Raw genomic sequence first — 14,680 nt, 5'->3', positions numbered from 1 at the left:
ATATGTCAGATGGAGCAATATCTGAAGTCTTATATATAGGGGTGTATATATGGAGAATGAACAAGGTAAGAAAAAGAAGAGTTGGCTTAAGGTGCCTCATACTTATACAATCATTTTTGCTATTATCTTTCTTGCAGGGATTTTAAGCTATATTATTCCTGCAGGTGAGTTTGACCGTGTTGAGGATAAAGAAGGTCGAATGCTTGTTGTAGATGGCAGTTATCATCATATCGAAAGTAATCCTGTATCATTTTTTGAGATGTTTACAGCAATTCCGATGGGCCTTGAAAAAGGGGCTCAAATCATTTTTTACATATTTTTAGTAAGTGGTGTATTTGGTATTATTCGTTCTACGGGAGCTATTGAAGCTGGCGTTTATAAAGGCGTAAAAGCTTTAGAAGGTAGAGAAAAATTACTAATTCCATTATCTATGATTCTATTCTCTGTTGGTGGTTTCACCATGGGGATGGCAGAGGAAACGATAATCTTTGTACCGATTGGTGTAGCCATTGCACGCGCAATGGGCTTCGATGCCGTAACAGGGACTGCTATGATTACACTCGGTGCTGCCAGCGGTTTTTTTGGCGGTATGTTAAATCCATTTACAGTAGGTGTAGCGCAATCTTTAGCTGATGTACCTTTATTTTCAGGGATTGGCTTCCGGGCTGTCGTTTACATTTTTGTGCTAGGATTTTCTATTTTCTACGTGTCACGTTATGCCTTTAAAGTGAAAAAGAATCCACAAGCGAGTGTCATTTATGAGATTGAACAAAAGGCAAAGGCTAATCATTCTATTATCGATATACCTTCATTAACGTGGAAACATAAATTCGTGTTTCTTGTGATGGCATGTGGGATTGGTTTTAATATTTATGGTGTGTTCAACTGGGGTTGGTTTTTAACACAATTAACAGCATCCTTTTTAATTATGGGGTTAATTGCTGGTCTAATCGGGGGTTTAAAACCTGGTACTATTTTCGACTCCTTTATCGAAGGGGCAAAGGCTGTGACATTTGGTGCTTTAATTGTCGGCTTCGCACGCGCCATTACTGTTGTGCTAGAGCAAGGGAAAATTATTGATACGATTGTTTATGCAGCGTCCGAAACGATTGGTCATTTACCTCATGCAATCAGTGCAATCGGGATGTTATTTATTCAAGCGATATTGAATTTATTTATTTCATCTGGAAGTGGTCAAGCAGCAGCAACTATGCCAATCATGATCCCTATTACAGATTTACTAGGTTTAGAGCGTCAAATTGCTGTATTAGCGTTCCAATATGGGGACTCTTTAACAAACTCTATTATTCCTACTTCGTCTGCGCTCATGGCATATTTAGCAGTAGCAGGTATTCCTTATGAAAAATGGATTAAATTTATTTGGAAGATGATTCTTGGATGGGCAGTCATCGCATGTATTACATTAATTGTAGCCGTAGCTCTAGGAATTTCATAGTAGCAATTTACGTCAAAAAGCTGTCAGGAAAGTAGCATTTACATTGTTCTGACCCAAAAAAGATAGACAATTTATTTAAGCAGCTTCTCAGATCTAAGTCTGGTATTGTACTGGACTTAGATCTTTTAATTTTGCCTTCGCAGCTTTTTTAATTCACGTTATTTAAATAAAGGGGTTTGATTTCGAACGGACAACTAGCATTTTTTTGAGACATTTCCTACGCTTTTCTAACTTGTTTTTTTAAAAAGGGGCCTTAATTCTCTCGGTACCAATTTTTTCTAGGCACTTTACAGTTGGTTCAAAGTCTACCTGAACCTCGATGCGTCATAGGAAGACATACTAAAACGTCGATATACCAATAGTCTGCACTTAAAATATTTACCCTATTTTTTTAGATCACTCTTCACGGAGTGGTCTACATTCTACTGTTTGAGAATGTTTACCTATCTTCCAAATAGCAGCCTATTTTTAAATTTTGTTAAAAACCATGAACTTTCTTATATGGTAAATCGTCTAATTATTGGTAACACCTAATTTTAAAGATAAAAGGAGAAATAAATATGAAAAAAACTTGGATGATTGCTTCAGCACTTACTATAGGAATGGCTGTTTTAACGCCACTTCAAGCAGGAGCTGCATCAGCAGAAAAAACAATTGAAGCATCCGTTCAAAAGGAACAACAAATTAAAGGGACTGTTAAAAGCATCTACATGAACGGAATAAACCTTAAAGGACAAGATGGTAAAAAATATTTCATCAGTTTCAATAAATTTTCTACAGAACAACTAGAAAAAATGAACTTAGTTGAAGGACAGGAAATTTCTGTTGAAGGTAGTGTTGTAGAAAATTATAATGACTTCAATACATTTGAAGTTTATAAAAAAGACCTACCTAAAGAGGTAACAAAAGAAGATTTAGTAAAATTAGAAAAAATGTTTAATGAAATGAAGAAGCTAGAAAAGGAAATAAATGAAGACAATGATTATTCAGTTGAAGAGATAGAAAAGAAATTTGAGGAAATGGATAAGATTTATGACGAAATGTATAAAATTAAAAAGCCATATGTATTAGCTAATAAATCATTTGATGAATATATAGAAGAATATGGATTTAATGAAAGTAACATAATTATTAAAGAAAACGATAAAAAACAGCTTAAAGCTATTTATGAAGAATGGGTAAAGCTTGAAAAAAATGGGGATGAAGAAAAGGCTAACGAAAAATATGACGAGTTTGATAAAATCCTTCAACCATATTTTGATGAGCTCTATCCACCACAAACTTTTGAAGAATCTCTAGAAGGCCTAGATTCAGAAATCCCTGCTGAAACTTTAGCAAAACTAAAAACAATCTTTGAGGATGCTCGAAAAGCAGATAAAGATGACAATGAAGAGTTGTCTAATCAGCTATGGAATGAATTTTATGAAATCCTTGATCAGTACTATGTGCCTGCCACATTTGAAGAATACATGGCTGACTTTGAATTCGAAGTGAGTGAAGCAGATAGCAAGCAATTAAAACAGCTTTATGAAGAAGCCAGAGCTCTTAATAAAAATGAGGAGCTTGAAAAAGCAGAAGAAAAATGGGATGCCTTTCACAAAATTTTAGCCCCATATAGAACAGCAAATAAAGAAATTCTTATTTCAGGTTCTAAAATAACGATAAACGGCCAAGACTATCTTCCACAACATTAACCAGTAAAGAATTCGGGGTTATTCTAAAAGTCATTGAAAATGATTTTTGGATATAACCCCTTTTCTCTTACCTCCATGTATTCAATGCGTCATCTTCAATTGCCCTCTCTATCATGCCAGCCAATTTCTAACGATGGACCTATTACGGGCGACTAATACGCTTATTACCCCAATTATAAAATGATACCAGACACTCTCTATTCCCTGTTTCATCTATAGATGCTGAATTAATAGACTGCTTACTTAAACGCTCAATAGCCTTACTATATGCCACTAGGTAAACTCCAGTAGCCAAATTCAGACGATGCCTTACGTAACAAGTAAAATCCGGTTATTCTCATCTAGTATATTGCTGCAACTCCAACTTTAATTGTTTCAAAAATAGAGCTTAAGTTTAAAATAAAACGCTAATTATTTTGATATGTTTTAATTGCAGGAGGCACATAAGCCAAACATTTTTCTAATAGTAGTATTACGTCGCTATCTACTAACAGTGCATTTCGATACTGTGTTTGTAAAAATTGTTCGTCTTGCATATGGTCAAATAATGCAATAAGTAAATCATAATAATGATTAATGTTTAAAATTCCACAAGGTTTTTGAATTAAACCAATTTGATTCCACGTAAACACTTCAAAAAAGCATCTCTGGGGGCTCCCATTGAAGTAATTCGTAGTTTATTGGGTCATGAAAAAGTGAAACTACTTGGATTTATGCACAACTAAGCGGAAAACTTAGGAAGGAATTTTATCAGAAGTACTTTTAGTTTATTTAAAACAGAGAAACACTATAATAATGGTTTCCCTGTTCAACTAATTCCCCTGTTAGTTGAACAATATTCACCCTTTTTTAACCTATAAATCTTGAGATAAACGAACCGTATCCCTGTACTGAATACCGTTCTCAAAAATTTGTGCTGGGTAATGCTTAACAAAAAAGTCCATATCAACACCAATTATTCTAAAACCGCATTTTTGATAAAGAGCCAATTGCCCTATGCTTGAATTTCCAGTTCCAATTTCTATTGTTTTGTATCTTTTTGTCTTATCTACCTTAATTGTATCCATTACCAATTCTGTTTCCCTATACATCTACCGTGTTGCTCTTCTACGACTGCAACATTCACCAGCTCCACTGTTTCTGGCCTTGTTGGAAGTAATACATAAACCCCAATAACTTGCTGTTTGATTTTTAGCTACAAAACATTCGCCCCTATTGACATATTCCTAATAATCTCTCTTGAAGGGTCAGCCAATAGCAAAAATTTGACTTCTTTGATTATATATCATTGAATTAAGGGTTCTTTTTCACTTCAACTTGAATGTAAGGAATCGTATTTTGTACCTTAAACTGCACTATTAGTGTGTGCAAATAAATTTACACTTTTTCTAAACTTCTTTCTTTTTTGGGAGAGTAACTGATCCCCACAAACACTAGAAATACTCCGAGAATCTGGTAGACATCAGGACGGTAGTTCAAAATAGTTGCATCCAGTAAGATTGCAACAACCGGATCAACAAAGACTAAAATTGCAATTGTTTGTGCCTTTAACTCACGTAAACTACTGAAAAATAAATAAAACACAAATCCCGTGTGAATAAATCCTGTAACAAGGATATAGAACCAGTTTTCAACGGTAAGATGTATGAAGTTTGACCAATCCACTAATGACATCAATAATAAAACACCCAGACTTGTTTGAATAACGGTTGTTAACAAAGGACTAAGCATTTTTATTCCCTTCCCCGTAATAGAAGTTAGAGCGTAGAAGAATGCTGCTGCAAACGCCCATAAAACACCGGTGGATAAAAATCCAGCCATAGTTGTATGTTGATGAATTCCCCCAACTAACAATGTCCCTAAAAAGCAAACAAAGAAAAAGACCAATCCTATTTTTGTTATTTTTTCTTTGAAAATAACAGAGCCTAAAAGAAGTACAATAATAGGTGCTAAATGATAAATGGATACCGCCACAGTAATAGGCATTACTTCTAAAGAACGGAAAAAAAACACCCAATTTACGATAAGGAATACACCGCATAATAAGGCAAGTAAATACTCCCTACGAGGGATAGCAATTTCCCTCTGTTGTTTTGTTTTTAATGTACTAATCCCCCATATTGTTCCCAAAAGAATACTTGCACAGAGGCAACGCACAAAAACTAGTTCAATCGAGTGCAGACCTGTTTTTTCTGAAAATAGACCGACTGATCCGAATATAGCCATGGAGATGGCAAATTTTATTTTGACATACATTTAACACCCTCCTAAGTCGTTATTGCTATAACTACTATTAATTTGGTGGTAAAAAAACAGCTTTATGCTAAGCTGTTTTTTCCTGTCATTACATGAATTAAATCTTCTCGAGCTTTCCATAGCTCATCTAGCTTTTCAGGACCGAATGCATTTGTGATTTCTTCTACCATAATGTCGTGCCTAATATATTCAGTAGCAATAAGGACAAGTGCAGGATCTGTTGACTTCACAGCCCATTCTGAACCTCTGTCGCTAAACTTAGCAATTAGAGCTTCTTCTTCATCTCGAATGAGAATAGTCAAATATCCGCCCATGCGTTTACTCACAATGTCTGGGGCCATGTAGTTATGATGATAGGTATGTCCCAATGTCTCACTTTCAGCTCCAAATAAAACTGTAAAAATTGGTATCGAGCCTTCTTTCTCTCGAACAGCTTTTTCAATATCTTTCACCACAGGAGCCCAAATTGATAGCCAAATCTCTTTTTCTGCGGATCGAATCATCGAAAGCATCTCTTGAACAATATGGTCGTACTGGACAATTCTCGTCACGACGTCCACTTTTTGATCACTTTCTAAAACTGTAAGAGATGACTCTAACAATTCAAATGATGTATTCATCTCTTCTTTAAGACGAGAAAGCAGTAGTTTTGGCTCTACAGCTTTATAGACAATGGGGTCAGAGGGAACCGTTTGAATAGCCCCTTTATCAAGTAATTTCCCTAATACTTCATAAATCATTGACCGTGGAACCCCAGAACGCTTACTTAATTCATAGCCAGTAATTGCAGGGGATTTCAATAAACCTATATAGGCCTTACACTCGTATTTTGAAAATCCATGCTTTTGCAATTCGATTATCGCTTTGTCTTCCATAAACTCACCTTCTTAGTAGTTAATATACTAACTACTATAAATCATTCATACCAAGAAGTCTATAATTTTAGAACTATTTGAAATCTTCTTCAACAAACCAGCCCCTTTAGTTCCATAAGAAAAGGCTGCCTCAGCAACCTTCTAAGCCTAAATTTTCATTGATTCATGCTTTTTCTACTATTATGTGACTCTTCCAATATATTTAGAAATAGAAACCTAAACAAAAGTAAACCAAACAGTAATGAGTATAATATGTGGAATACTACATAAATGAAATTTGCACTTAAGAAGCCATCATAAAAGAAAAAGCCCAACCATTTGAGCCTTAGAATAAAGATTGATCAAATTAATACTAATAGCCTTGATAAACAAGCAAAAAAAAGAGCGTGTTTTGAAAAAAGATTAATCAAAACACGCTCTTGAATCATTCTTTTAGATTCATCTGGAGTGAATGCCCCGTTTGAACCGTTTACAATACCTGCCTGTTGTATACTCATAATAGCTTCATAGTATGGATGATTCGTTGATACATCACTAAATGATACGTCCTTTCGTTTCAGTGTTAGCTCAAAAGTCCGTGCGATCATGACTGCCAAATGCTGACGTTTAATTGGTTCATTCGGTCGTAACGTGTAGTCTGGATAGCCTGTGATAATACCACGAGCTACGATGTCTTCAATTATGTCCTTAGCCCAGTTTTCCTGGAGATATCATTGAATGTAATATTAGGCTTTGGATCTACAGGTTTTTCTGGTTGCTCTGGCCCTTCAGGTATTGACTCTATTGGTGCTGGTAAGGACTTCCGTCTTTTAGAACAAAAGCAGTTTTACTTTCCACACCTGTAGCAGATATAGACTTTATACCATATGTGTATACTTTACTATTATTTGCAGTAGTATCTACATAAACAGTATTACCTTGTGTGTTATAAACCACGTCTACTATATTCTTAACGTCTTCATATGAACCTTCTTTTGTTCCATCAAATCGGTATATTACATATTTCCTTGGTTGAGTACTATTTTTATCTGTAATAGTAAGCTTCGTGCCGGAAGACTCTTTACTCAATTTAACATCAGTTGGACATAAAGGTATTGCAGAGCCTTTCCAATAAATTGTAGGTGTTAAAGCTTTAGTATTGTATAGTTGCTGATTTAGATAAGAAGCATATCCAAGAGCGTTATTGTTAATACTTCTTAGAGAAAAATGCATTTGTCCTTGAGCATTTTTATTTGCTCTGTTGGCGATTGCTTGGCTGATTAGTTCGGTCTTATTATTCCATGCAGGATCAGCATCATTTCCAACTTTATAATCGGCCATGCCAATATATAGATTAACAGGATGGTCTTTTGCATACGTTTGAACTTCTCTTCCCCACCAATCTAATAAAACAGAGTAATTTGCTGCTTTATGATTTCTGGACCAATAGATTTGAGGAGCAATATAATCGATACTTCCATCTTTAATCCACTGTCTTGTATCAGCATAAATATCATCGTAGTTACTCATTCCATTCGTGTTACTACCAGTAGAATCTTGCCCTTTGTTTCGCCAAATTCCAAACGGAGATATTCCATATTGAACATAAGGTTTAATTGCCTTAATGCTTGCATAAACCTTTTTTACTAATTGATTAACGTTATTTCTGCGCCAGTCTTCAATATTATTGAAAGAGCCACCATACTTTTTAAAAGTTTGTTGATCTTGAAAAGTCTCTCCTTTTATTTTATAAGGATAGAAGTAATCATCCATATGTACAGCGTCGATATCATAGTTGCTTACTAATTCTTCTATAGTTGATAGTAAGTAATTTTGAACTTCTGGTAAACCAGGATTCAAGTAGTATTGTTTACCGTATTTCACTACCCAGCTAGGATTTTTACGAGCTACATTGTCGGCAGCTAGATCAGACAACGCGTGCGAAGGCATAGTGACTCTATATGGATTTACCCATGCATGAAGTTCTAATCCTCGCTTATGTGCTTCGTCCAGCATAATTTGCAATGGATCAAAATCCGGATTGGTCCCTTGTGTATTGCCTGTTATATATGATGACCATGGAGCAAGCTTAGACGGGTACAGTGCATCATTTAATGGCTTAACTTGAAAAATAACTGTATTAAAGTTATCAGCTTTTAATTTGTCCAAGGTACTTTGAACCCATTGAGTATATTGGGTTTTACTCATACCTGCCTTCATATCAATATTAGTTATTGTTGCAATCCATGCTGCACGCATTTCATTTTGAGGTAATGAATTAGCTGTAGCCTTATGATTTGTAAAAACAGGGATAAGTAAAAGTAAAACCAAAAAAGTTACTAAGCACTTGCCAAAAAAATTTTTAAACATAAATAATAAAATCTCTCCTTTTTTAAATATAATAATTTTTCAACAACTATTTCTCAGTTATTAAAATCTAGTTGTTTCTATAACCTAAGTAAATACCATATCAGCCTATTCTATAAAAGTAGGGACTGATTTATCCTTCCAAAAGTGTCTTACAGTCATTAGGTCTGTAGTGTTTTGTCGGCAGGACCCTCTATTGGTAATTTCAATTGTTTGCGAAGCTCGTTGGATAATTTTATTCTTGTTTCTTCGCTCACTATATAATACCACAAATCCCCAATTATTCTCCCTTAACTGGTAATTTCCATTTCTTTAATATTATTCTTCGTATCTTGTTACTATTTATTCAATAAACCTGATACGTTAGTTTAAGTGTAACATTTTTACAATGGCTCGCCGAAATCTCCTTGATGTGTTACTCGAATAATTTATCTTAATTAAAGTACTACCATCCCCACATTTCGATTCAGAACAGACAGATAGCATCTTCAAACCACTTTTGCTTGTGTAGAAAATGTGTAGAAACTTTTCATTTTCTATCGTTTTCTAACTGATTCTCAGAAAAAGGAAAAGCGCCTCAAACTCCTGATATTAAAGGATTTGAAGCGCTTTTCAGTTGGTTCAAACTTATTCTATCTGAACCTAGATACGTCCCATGAGAACATACCATAACATTGATATTTCAACGGTTTACAACTATAATGTTTACCTTTTGTTTACCTCGATTTTTAAACCACTCATAAACAAAGTATATTTTATTAGTTAAGTTAAATAATATCTTTAGGAGGTGTCGAAATGAAAAGGGATAAAAAAGATACAGAATTTGCAACAGACGAGACAATAAAACAATCAAATATTAAAAAACCTAATGAGCGTGTCGGTCATACCGAAACTCCTCACCCACAAAAGGAAGAAGACCTTATTATTAATGAGAAGAAAAGTAAGTCAACTACATTATAATATAAGCAAAAATAAGACCACCCATCACGTAGTGGTCTTGTTTTATTATAAAACACTAATAAAAAAATCATCAAAATATGTTGCGAGAATTAATTATTCTTTTTCTTTATCTGATTCAAGAGGAATCTCTACTTCATTTTGAGTTACATCATCTATCTTTTTTTCAATATCCACGATTATGTCCTGATAGGCATCAAATATATCAGATTGTACCTTTTCATGGGAAAGACCGATATTCAATATTGTTAGACCTATAGCTACAATAGAAGCCACTGTTGCAAGTTTATCTAACAACTCATCTTTTATATTAACGGAAATATAAGGAAGTGCTAAAAGAGAAAAGATAGAAAGAAATAGAACGATAGTTTTGATTGCAATAATATTTGAACGTTTCCTACTCTTTACTTCACTTTTTTCAATCTTATATTGAAGTATATCTCCTAGGACAAATAAAGCTCCCGAGATTGCTACAGCTAAGATGAATGCAGAATTAATTTGCACCCACCCAAATAAAAAAAGAAAACCTAGAATAATGAAAGTAAGACCTATATAATGTATCAACATATTAGGTTCTACTAATTTATTTATTGGTATTTTATCAAAATAATTTTTTCTCATAGATTATTTCTCCCTTAGCTCTCTTTTTATATAATTTTAATAGATTTTACATTTTATATCAAAAGCAACTCCCCTTCATTTCTCTACCATTCAAGCCAATTATCTAGATTACCAGGTCTACTACCTATTGATTGTGGAAGACAATCACGCTCATTTAACCAATTATAGAAAGATACAGGACGTTCTCTTAACGGAGTTTCTTCTATAGATGATGAATTAATCGACTTCTTATCTAATCGCTCAACAGCCTTACTATATGCCCTTACAAATACGGCTCTTAATGTACTAGCAACTGTCAGTACACCTTCTTTAATGTCCATAGCAATTTTAAATAGTACGTTCTTAGCTCTAATGAAGTCAGGCGCACTTTGAACCTGAGCAGATAATACAACCTTATGTAATTCATCTTTCAAGTTATCTGCTAATGGCAAGCTATTCATGAAATCAAATAGCATTTCTTGGTACTCATTCATGTATTCCTTTTTCTTTTCAGCTTGCAAAGCTAGTTCATTTTCTAAATCTGTAATATTACTTGCTTGTTTAGAACTTAAAAGATTAAAAGATTTAGATGATTGGTTTTCAGATTGTGGAGGACAAACCACGTTGTTACTAGCTTCATCGACTGTCTCTCGTTGGGACACGCTCGATGGGACATAAGGTAGGATGCGATAAATACTAGCCCCTTTAATGCCGTTTAATTTCGTACCAGGTACTTTTTCAATGATGCCCAATGACTCTAATTTCTTAATGCTTCGATAAACAGTCTTTGTGCTAATCTCTAATGCCTCAGCAATTGTGGATGCCTTCAAATGACAAGCCCCCGGATGCTCCAATGCGTGACTAGCAAGCTTGAAAACGATGGCACGTTCTGATTCTGTTAAATCGTAATAATGAACAGCCATATGGTCCTCCACACTCTTATCCATATCTGCTATTGATTCAAATGTTGTATATGCTGCTAAGTATTCGAATGCCATCTTTTTCACCTCACTTACATAAACAATTAGTTATTAATTTTCCTCGTATGAATAAATATATATCCGATAAGTTATAATAGCAAGTGTTTTTCATAACTTTTTGGATATATTTATTTCAAATATTGATTAGTTCATATATAATAGAGACATGAATGTAACCTAGAGGAGGCATGACAATGAATGAAATGGGGGAAAAGATTCGAATTGCTCTCATTAAAAAGGGCATGACTTTAACACAACTAGCTGAGAAGCTAGAGGTATCTCAGCCAAATTTATCGAAGAAATTGAAACGGAATAATTTTAATGAAGAAGAATTACGCAAAATTGCTGAGTTGTTGGATATGAAGTTTGAGGCTTATTTCATAATGGAAGATGGTACAAAGATTTAAAAGATGAGGAAGTAATTAAGTGAACCAGTTAGAACAAATAACAAACGAATTGCTTGAAAAAGGCTATACAATCGAGGAAATTAAAGCAGCCTTTGAGGAAGTAATAAATAAAGCAAAACAATCAAAGACAAATGATAAAACAGATAACTAATTACGGTTGTCTGTTTTTTATATGTACTTTCATTACCAAATTTCCTAAAATGGAAATATAGAGGGAGGTTTTTATGTTGTCAGATTTTATTGCAATAGTTGGAGTATTGAGTTTCATATCGTTGATAACTTTCAGTACTTTAACCTACAAAAAGTTTAAACAGAACAGTAAAGCTCAGGGTATGAAATTCTTAAAATTTGCAGGCATATCTTTTTTGTTAATGGTGGGTTTGATGTCTTTAGAAAATTTACTTGAAAAGCCAACCGATTCAGCTAAAGTTGATGCAGACAAAACAATAGTTACAGTTGATAAGGACGAACAAGCTAAAAAAGAAGCTGAATTAAAGGCTAAGGAAGAGGAAAAGAAAGCCGAAAAAGAAGCTAAATTAAAAGAAGAACAAACTGCTAAAGAACAAGCATCTAAGGAAAAAACTGAAAAAGAAACCGAAGAAAAAGCTAAGGCTTCTACTGAAACTAAATCTAAACCTGCTATAAAAGAAGTTGTTATAGAAACTGATAAGAAAGAAGACATAAAGAAAATGGTAAAAAAAATTGTTTCTGCAGATTTAATGCAAACAAAAATCAGCGAAATATTAGTGAATAACTATCAAGCTGAAGATAATAAATATATTGTATTGCCTCATTTAAAATGGGATGCACAGAACAGTAAAAAAACAACTGTGGAAATACTTGAAATGTACAGTGATAATATTGCTGCTAAACTTTATGAACAGCCAGGTATAGAAGAAATAACAGTTTTTTGGGAAGTACCTTATCATTTAGAAGGTGAAAATATTGCTAAGTTTAATTACACACGCACAACGAATGGTATGGCTAAGAACGATAAATGGTTAGCTCCTGTTTTAAAATAATTTGAGTCACTCAATGAGTGGCTTTTTTCATGAAATTTTTTAGCACAATAGGAAAATAAATGATTAATATCTGTTTACGAGAGTAAATAGATATAGTATAATAAGAGTATAGAAAGGAGGTGAACATGGTGGATGAATTAAGAAATGTCGTTCTCATCATTGCGGGAATCATCGCTAGTATCAAGGGCTCACTTGATATAATTGACTGGATGACTCGCAAAGACAAGAACGACAAGGAAAAGTAAATAGCAGAGGGGGCTTAGCTCCCTCGCTATAAAAATTATATCATCCTCCATTACTTTATGAAAAGAATATCATCGACTGATTGGTTAGTGTTCATCATTGTAGCTATTTTTTTAGTGGACTTAGATTTTGAATCAATGAGTACCATCAAGTGGGTAGGTTTTACAGTTTCGATGTTATGGTTAGTGCTGTTCATTATAAAAAATGTAGTAAAAAAGAAATGAGGTGTAAGTCTTCAAATGGAATACAAGGTAGCAAATAAAGAAGAGTTTATTAAGCTGGTTCAATCTGAAATATTAACAACGTCAGAGGTTATAGAGGAATTACAAATAACTCGGCAAGCATTAAATTCACTTGTAAAGCGTGGTAAGTTAGTTCCTGTAAAAGAATTAAGTCGAGATAAATTATATTTGAGAGAAGATATAGAAAGTCGAAAAGAAGCAGCTAAGGAGCTTCACACAAAATATAGACCTTATGACGAATAACAAAAAAAGACCAGGTACTCACTTTTAAAATGAGCGCCTGGTTTATTTGTTTGAATAAACTTTATCGAAATTAAATCCTTTAAAAGACTAACTGCAAAATAAATTATTTATAATCATCAACTGTAAAACTAACAATTTTGTCATACATAATGTACTCTGTTCTTGAAATTATATTTCCAGTCGTTACATTTAATTTAAATTTATAGTACGGTTTCCCTTGTCCATCTTCGCGGCCATCTAACCAATTCATAAACTGATCAATTTCTGATAAAGATAAATCATACTCATGAATATCTTTAGTTGTCATTGTAAGTCTTAAAATTGCTCTTGTTCCAATCTCGGCTGTTTCAGATTCTTTTACTGTTACTTCTGCTGTTGCTGATAAGTTGCTACCATCGGTAGTTTCTGCTGTAATCGTTACTTTACCTGACTTTTTACCAATTACATTCCCATTGTCATCTACAGAAGCAATTTCAGGATCACTGCTTGTCCATTGAATTACTTTAGCGCTATCAGGAGTAACAGTTGCTACTAAGGTTTCACTAGAACCTATTATTAGGTCAAGCGTTTCTCTGTTTAGTTTTAGAGTTTCAACTAATTCTGTATCTGGGTGAATAAGCGTACCATCAGCATCAATGTCTATTGCATCTAAGTTTATACCCTTTGTATAACCTTCTGCTACACGGATTATTGCTTTATGTCTCTTATTCTCTAAACCAGTTACTTCAGCTATTAAAGTCTGACTTTGCGTAGGTCCGTGTATAGAAAATTCTTGCTTTACCTCTCCATCTATAACTAATTCTACTTTTTCAGAATAATAATTACTTGTGTTCCATTTGCGGACAATAAGTCGAACTTTATCTCCAGTGAAATCAAATAGTATAGGTTTATTATTTGCGGATGTATAAGAATATCGACCGTTATACGGACTGGCCTCATTCGAAGTTGAGTATCCTGTTTTTATAATTGCTTGATGAGAATCGTCATATCTTTTCCAACCAATCTCAGGTTCTTTTAATTGTTCTCCAATAGTAGCTGCTTTAGCCTTGTTTCCTTCGATATCTAGAAGTGAGTAACTGAATAATATAGCTATAGCTGCTGATATTATCATTAAAATCTTTTTCATAGTAATCCTCCAAATCAATATTAATAGGTTTATTATCCTGTTAAAAAAATAATACAACAGGTATAATTATCATGTATTTTATTACAAAATTCAACAATTTTTTCATCTAATACAAATAGGTTATTGTTTAATTGTTTTTATTTACTACGTCTTTGCTGAATCGTAATATATAAACCTAACAATCTGTCGCTTGTCATAGTACCATTCTGTAAATCCTTCAAATGCGATTCCTG

The 14,680-nt window shown here is 33.8% G+C and carries 16 protein-coding genes and 2 pseudogenes; 8 read left to right on the top strand and 10 right to left on the bottom strand.

Annotated features, from left to right (window positions below; all coding sequences use genetic code 11):
• Window positions 1–49: 49 nt before the first annotated feature.
• Both C9J35_RS03950 and C9J35_RS03945 read left to right on the top strand, forming a co-directional pair.
• Window positions 50–1,456, top strand: coding sequence for a YfcC family protein (locus tag C9J35_RS03950; protein WP_107923498.1), 1,407 nt, complete (start codon window positions 50–52; stop codon window positions 1,454–1,456).
• A 560-nt stretch (window positions 1,457–2,016) separates the two neighbouring features.
• Window positions 2,017–3,150 (top strand): hypothetical protein, encoded by a 1,134-nt coding sequence (locus C9J35_RS03945; protein WP_107923497.1) that lies wholly within the window; start codon window positions 2,017–2,019, stop codon window positions 3,148–3,150.
• Window positions 3,151–3,292: 142 nt separating this feature from the next.
• Here the strand turns inward: C9J35_RS03945 and C9J35_RS24490 are convergent, their stop codons facing one another.
• Entirely contained in the window at window positions 3,293–3,424 is a 132-nt protein-coding gene (locus C9J35_RS24490) for a hypothetical protein (RefSeq protein ID WP_268807906.1), read from the bottom strand.
• Between the two features lie 133 nt (window positions 3,425–3,557).
• Window positions 3,558–3,782 (bottom strand): LOG family protein, encoded by a 225-nt coding sequence (locus C9J35_RS03940; protein ID WP_054768066.1) that lies wholly within the window; start codon window positions 3,780–3,782, stop codon window positions 3,558–3,560.
• 18 nt (window positions 3,783–3,800) lie between these two features.
• Here C9J35_RS03940 and C9J35_RS25035 point away from each other — a divergent pair.
• Window positions 3,801–3,916, top strand: a pseudogene (locus C9J35_RS25035) (integrase); the annotation flags it as partial.
• 88 nt (window positions 3,917–4,004) lie between these two features.
• Here C9J35_RS25035 and C9J35_RS03930 read toward each other — a convergent pair.
• The 5 genes and pseudogenes from C9J35_RS03930 to C9J35_RS03910 all read right to left on the bottom strand — a co-directional run bounded on the left by C9J35_RS03930 (window position 4,005) and on the right by C9J35_RS03910 (window position 8,630).
• A pseudogene (locus C9J35_RS03930) lies at window positions 4,005–4,432 on the bottom strand (GNAT family N-acetyltransferase).
• A 95-nt stretch (window positions 4,433–4,527) separates the two neighbouring features.
• Window positions 4,528–5,406 carry a DMT family transporter gene (locus C9J35_RS03925; protein ID WP_107923496.1) on the bottom strand — a complete coding sequence of 293 codons (879 nt, stop codon included), beginning with the start codon at window positions 5,404–5,406 and terminating at the stop codon, window positions 4,528–4,530.
• A gap of 62 nt (window positions 5,407–5,468) precedes the next feature.
• Window positions 5,469–6,281 carry a TrmB family transcriptional regulator gene (locus C9J35_RS03920; protein WP_107923495.1) on the bottom strand — a complete coding sequence of 271 codons (813 nt, stop codon included), beginning with the start codon at window positions 6,279–6,281 and terminating at the stop codon, window positions 5,469–5,471.
• A 341-nt stretch (window positions 6,282–6,622) separates the two neighbouring features.
• Window positions 6,623–6,778, bottom strand: a complete 156-nt coding sequence (locus tag C9J35_RS25030) for a hypothetical protein (RefSeq protein WP_167395910.1) — start codon at window positions 6,776–6,778, stop codon at window positions 6,623–6,625.
• 283 nt (window positions 6,779–7,061) lie between these two features.
• On the bottom strand, window positions 7,062–8,630 hold the full coding sequence (locus tag C9J35_RS03910; RefSeq protein WP_107923494.1) for a glycoside hydrolase family 10-like protein: 1,569 nt from the start codon (window positions 8,628–8,630) through the stop codon (window positions 7,062–7,064).
• A gap of 792 nt (window positions 8,631–9,422) precedes the next feature.
• Between C9J35_RS03910 and C9J35_RS23480 the strand changes: the two genes are divergently transcribed.
• The gene (locus C9J35_RS23480; protein ID WP_167395918.1) at window positions 9,423–9,587 is read left to right on the top strand and encodes a hypothetical protein; all 165 of its coding nucleotides are present in this window, start codon (window positions 9,423–9,425) and stop codon (window positions 9,585–9,587) included.
• A 93-nt stretch (window positions 9,588–9,680) separates the two neighbouring features.
• Here the strand turns inward: C9J35_RS23480 and C9J35_RS03905 are convergent, their stop codons facing one another.
• Together C9J35_RS03905 and C9J35_RS03900 are read right to left on the bottom strand one after the other, a co-directional pair.
• Window positions 9,681–10,205 (bottom strand): hypothetical protein, encoded by a 525-nt coding sequence (locus C9J35_RS03905; RefSeq protein ID WP_107923493.1) that lies wholly within the window; start codon window positions 10,203–10,205, stop codon window positions 9,681–9,683.
• 83 nt (window positions 10,206–10,288) lie between these two features.
• Window positions 10,289–11,182: a helix-turn-helix domain-containing protein gene (locus tag C9J35_RS03900; RefSeq protein ID WP_201262036.1), complete on the bottom strand. Its 894-nt coding sequence runs from the start codon at window positions 11,180–11,182 to the stop codon at window positions 10,289–10,291.
• A gap of 176 nt (window positions 11,183–11,358) precedes the next feature.
• Between C9J35_RS03900 and C9J35_RS03895 the strand changes: the two genes are divergently transcribed.
• The 4 genes from C9J35_RS03895 to C9J35_RS03885 all read left to right on the top strand — a co-directional run bounded on the left by C9J35_RS03895 (window position 11,359) and on the right by C9J35_RS03885 (window position 13,321).
• Complete coding sequence (locus C9J35_RS03895; RefSeq protein ID WP_107923492.1) at window positions 11,359–11,571, top strand: helix-turn-helix transcriptional regulator; 213 nt, start codon at window positions 11,359–11,361, stop codon at window positions 11,569–11,571.
• A 19-nt stretch (window positions 11,572–11,590) separates the two neighbouring features.
• Entirely contained in the window at window positions 11,591–11,722 is a 132-nt protein-coding gene (locus C9J35_RS24480) for a hypothetical protein (protein ID WP_268807905.1), read from the top strand.
• A gap of 73 nt (window positions 11,723–11,795) precedes the next feature.
• Window positions 11,796–12,593: a hypothetical protein gene (locus tag C9J35_RS03890; protein ID WP_167395917.1), complete on the top strand. Its 798-nt coding sequence runs from the start codon at window positions 11,796–11,798 to the stop codon at window positions 12,591–12,593.
• 482 nt (window positions 12,594–13,075) lie between these two features.
• The gene (locus C9J35_RS03885; RefSeq protein WP_054767341.1) at window positions 13,076–13,321 is read left to right on the top strand and encodes a helix-turn-helix domain-containing protein; all 246 of its coding nucleotides are present in this window, start codon (window positions 13,076–13,078) and stop codon (window positions 13,319–13,321) included.
• Between the two features lie 103 nt (window positions 13,322–13,424).
• Here the strand turns inward: C9J35_RS03885 and C9J35_RS03880 are convergent, their stop codons facing one another.
• The gene (locus C9J35_RS03880) at window positions 13,425–14,447 is read right to left on the bottom strand and encodes an Ig-like domain-containing protein (RefSeq protein WP_054767340.1); all 1,023 of its coding nucleotides are present in this window, start codon (window positions 14,445–14,447) and stop codon (window positions 13,425–13,427) included.
• Between the last annotated feature and the right edge of the window lie 233 nt (window positions 14,448–14,680).

It is taken from the genome of Lysinibacillus parviboronicapiens (assembly GCF_003049575.1).
Taxonomy (GTDB): Bacteria; Bacillota; Bacilli; order Bacillales_A; family Planococcaceae; genus Lysinibacillus; species Lysinibacillus parviboronicapiens.
This window is presented reverse-complemented; position numbering and strand designations above follow the sequence as displayed.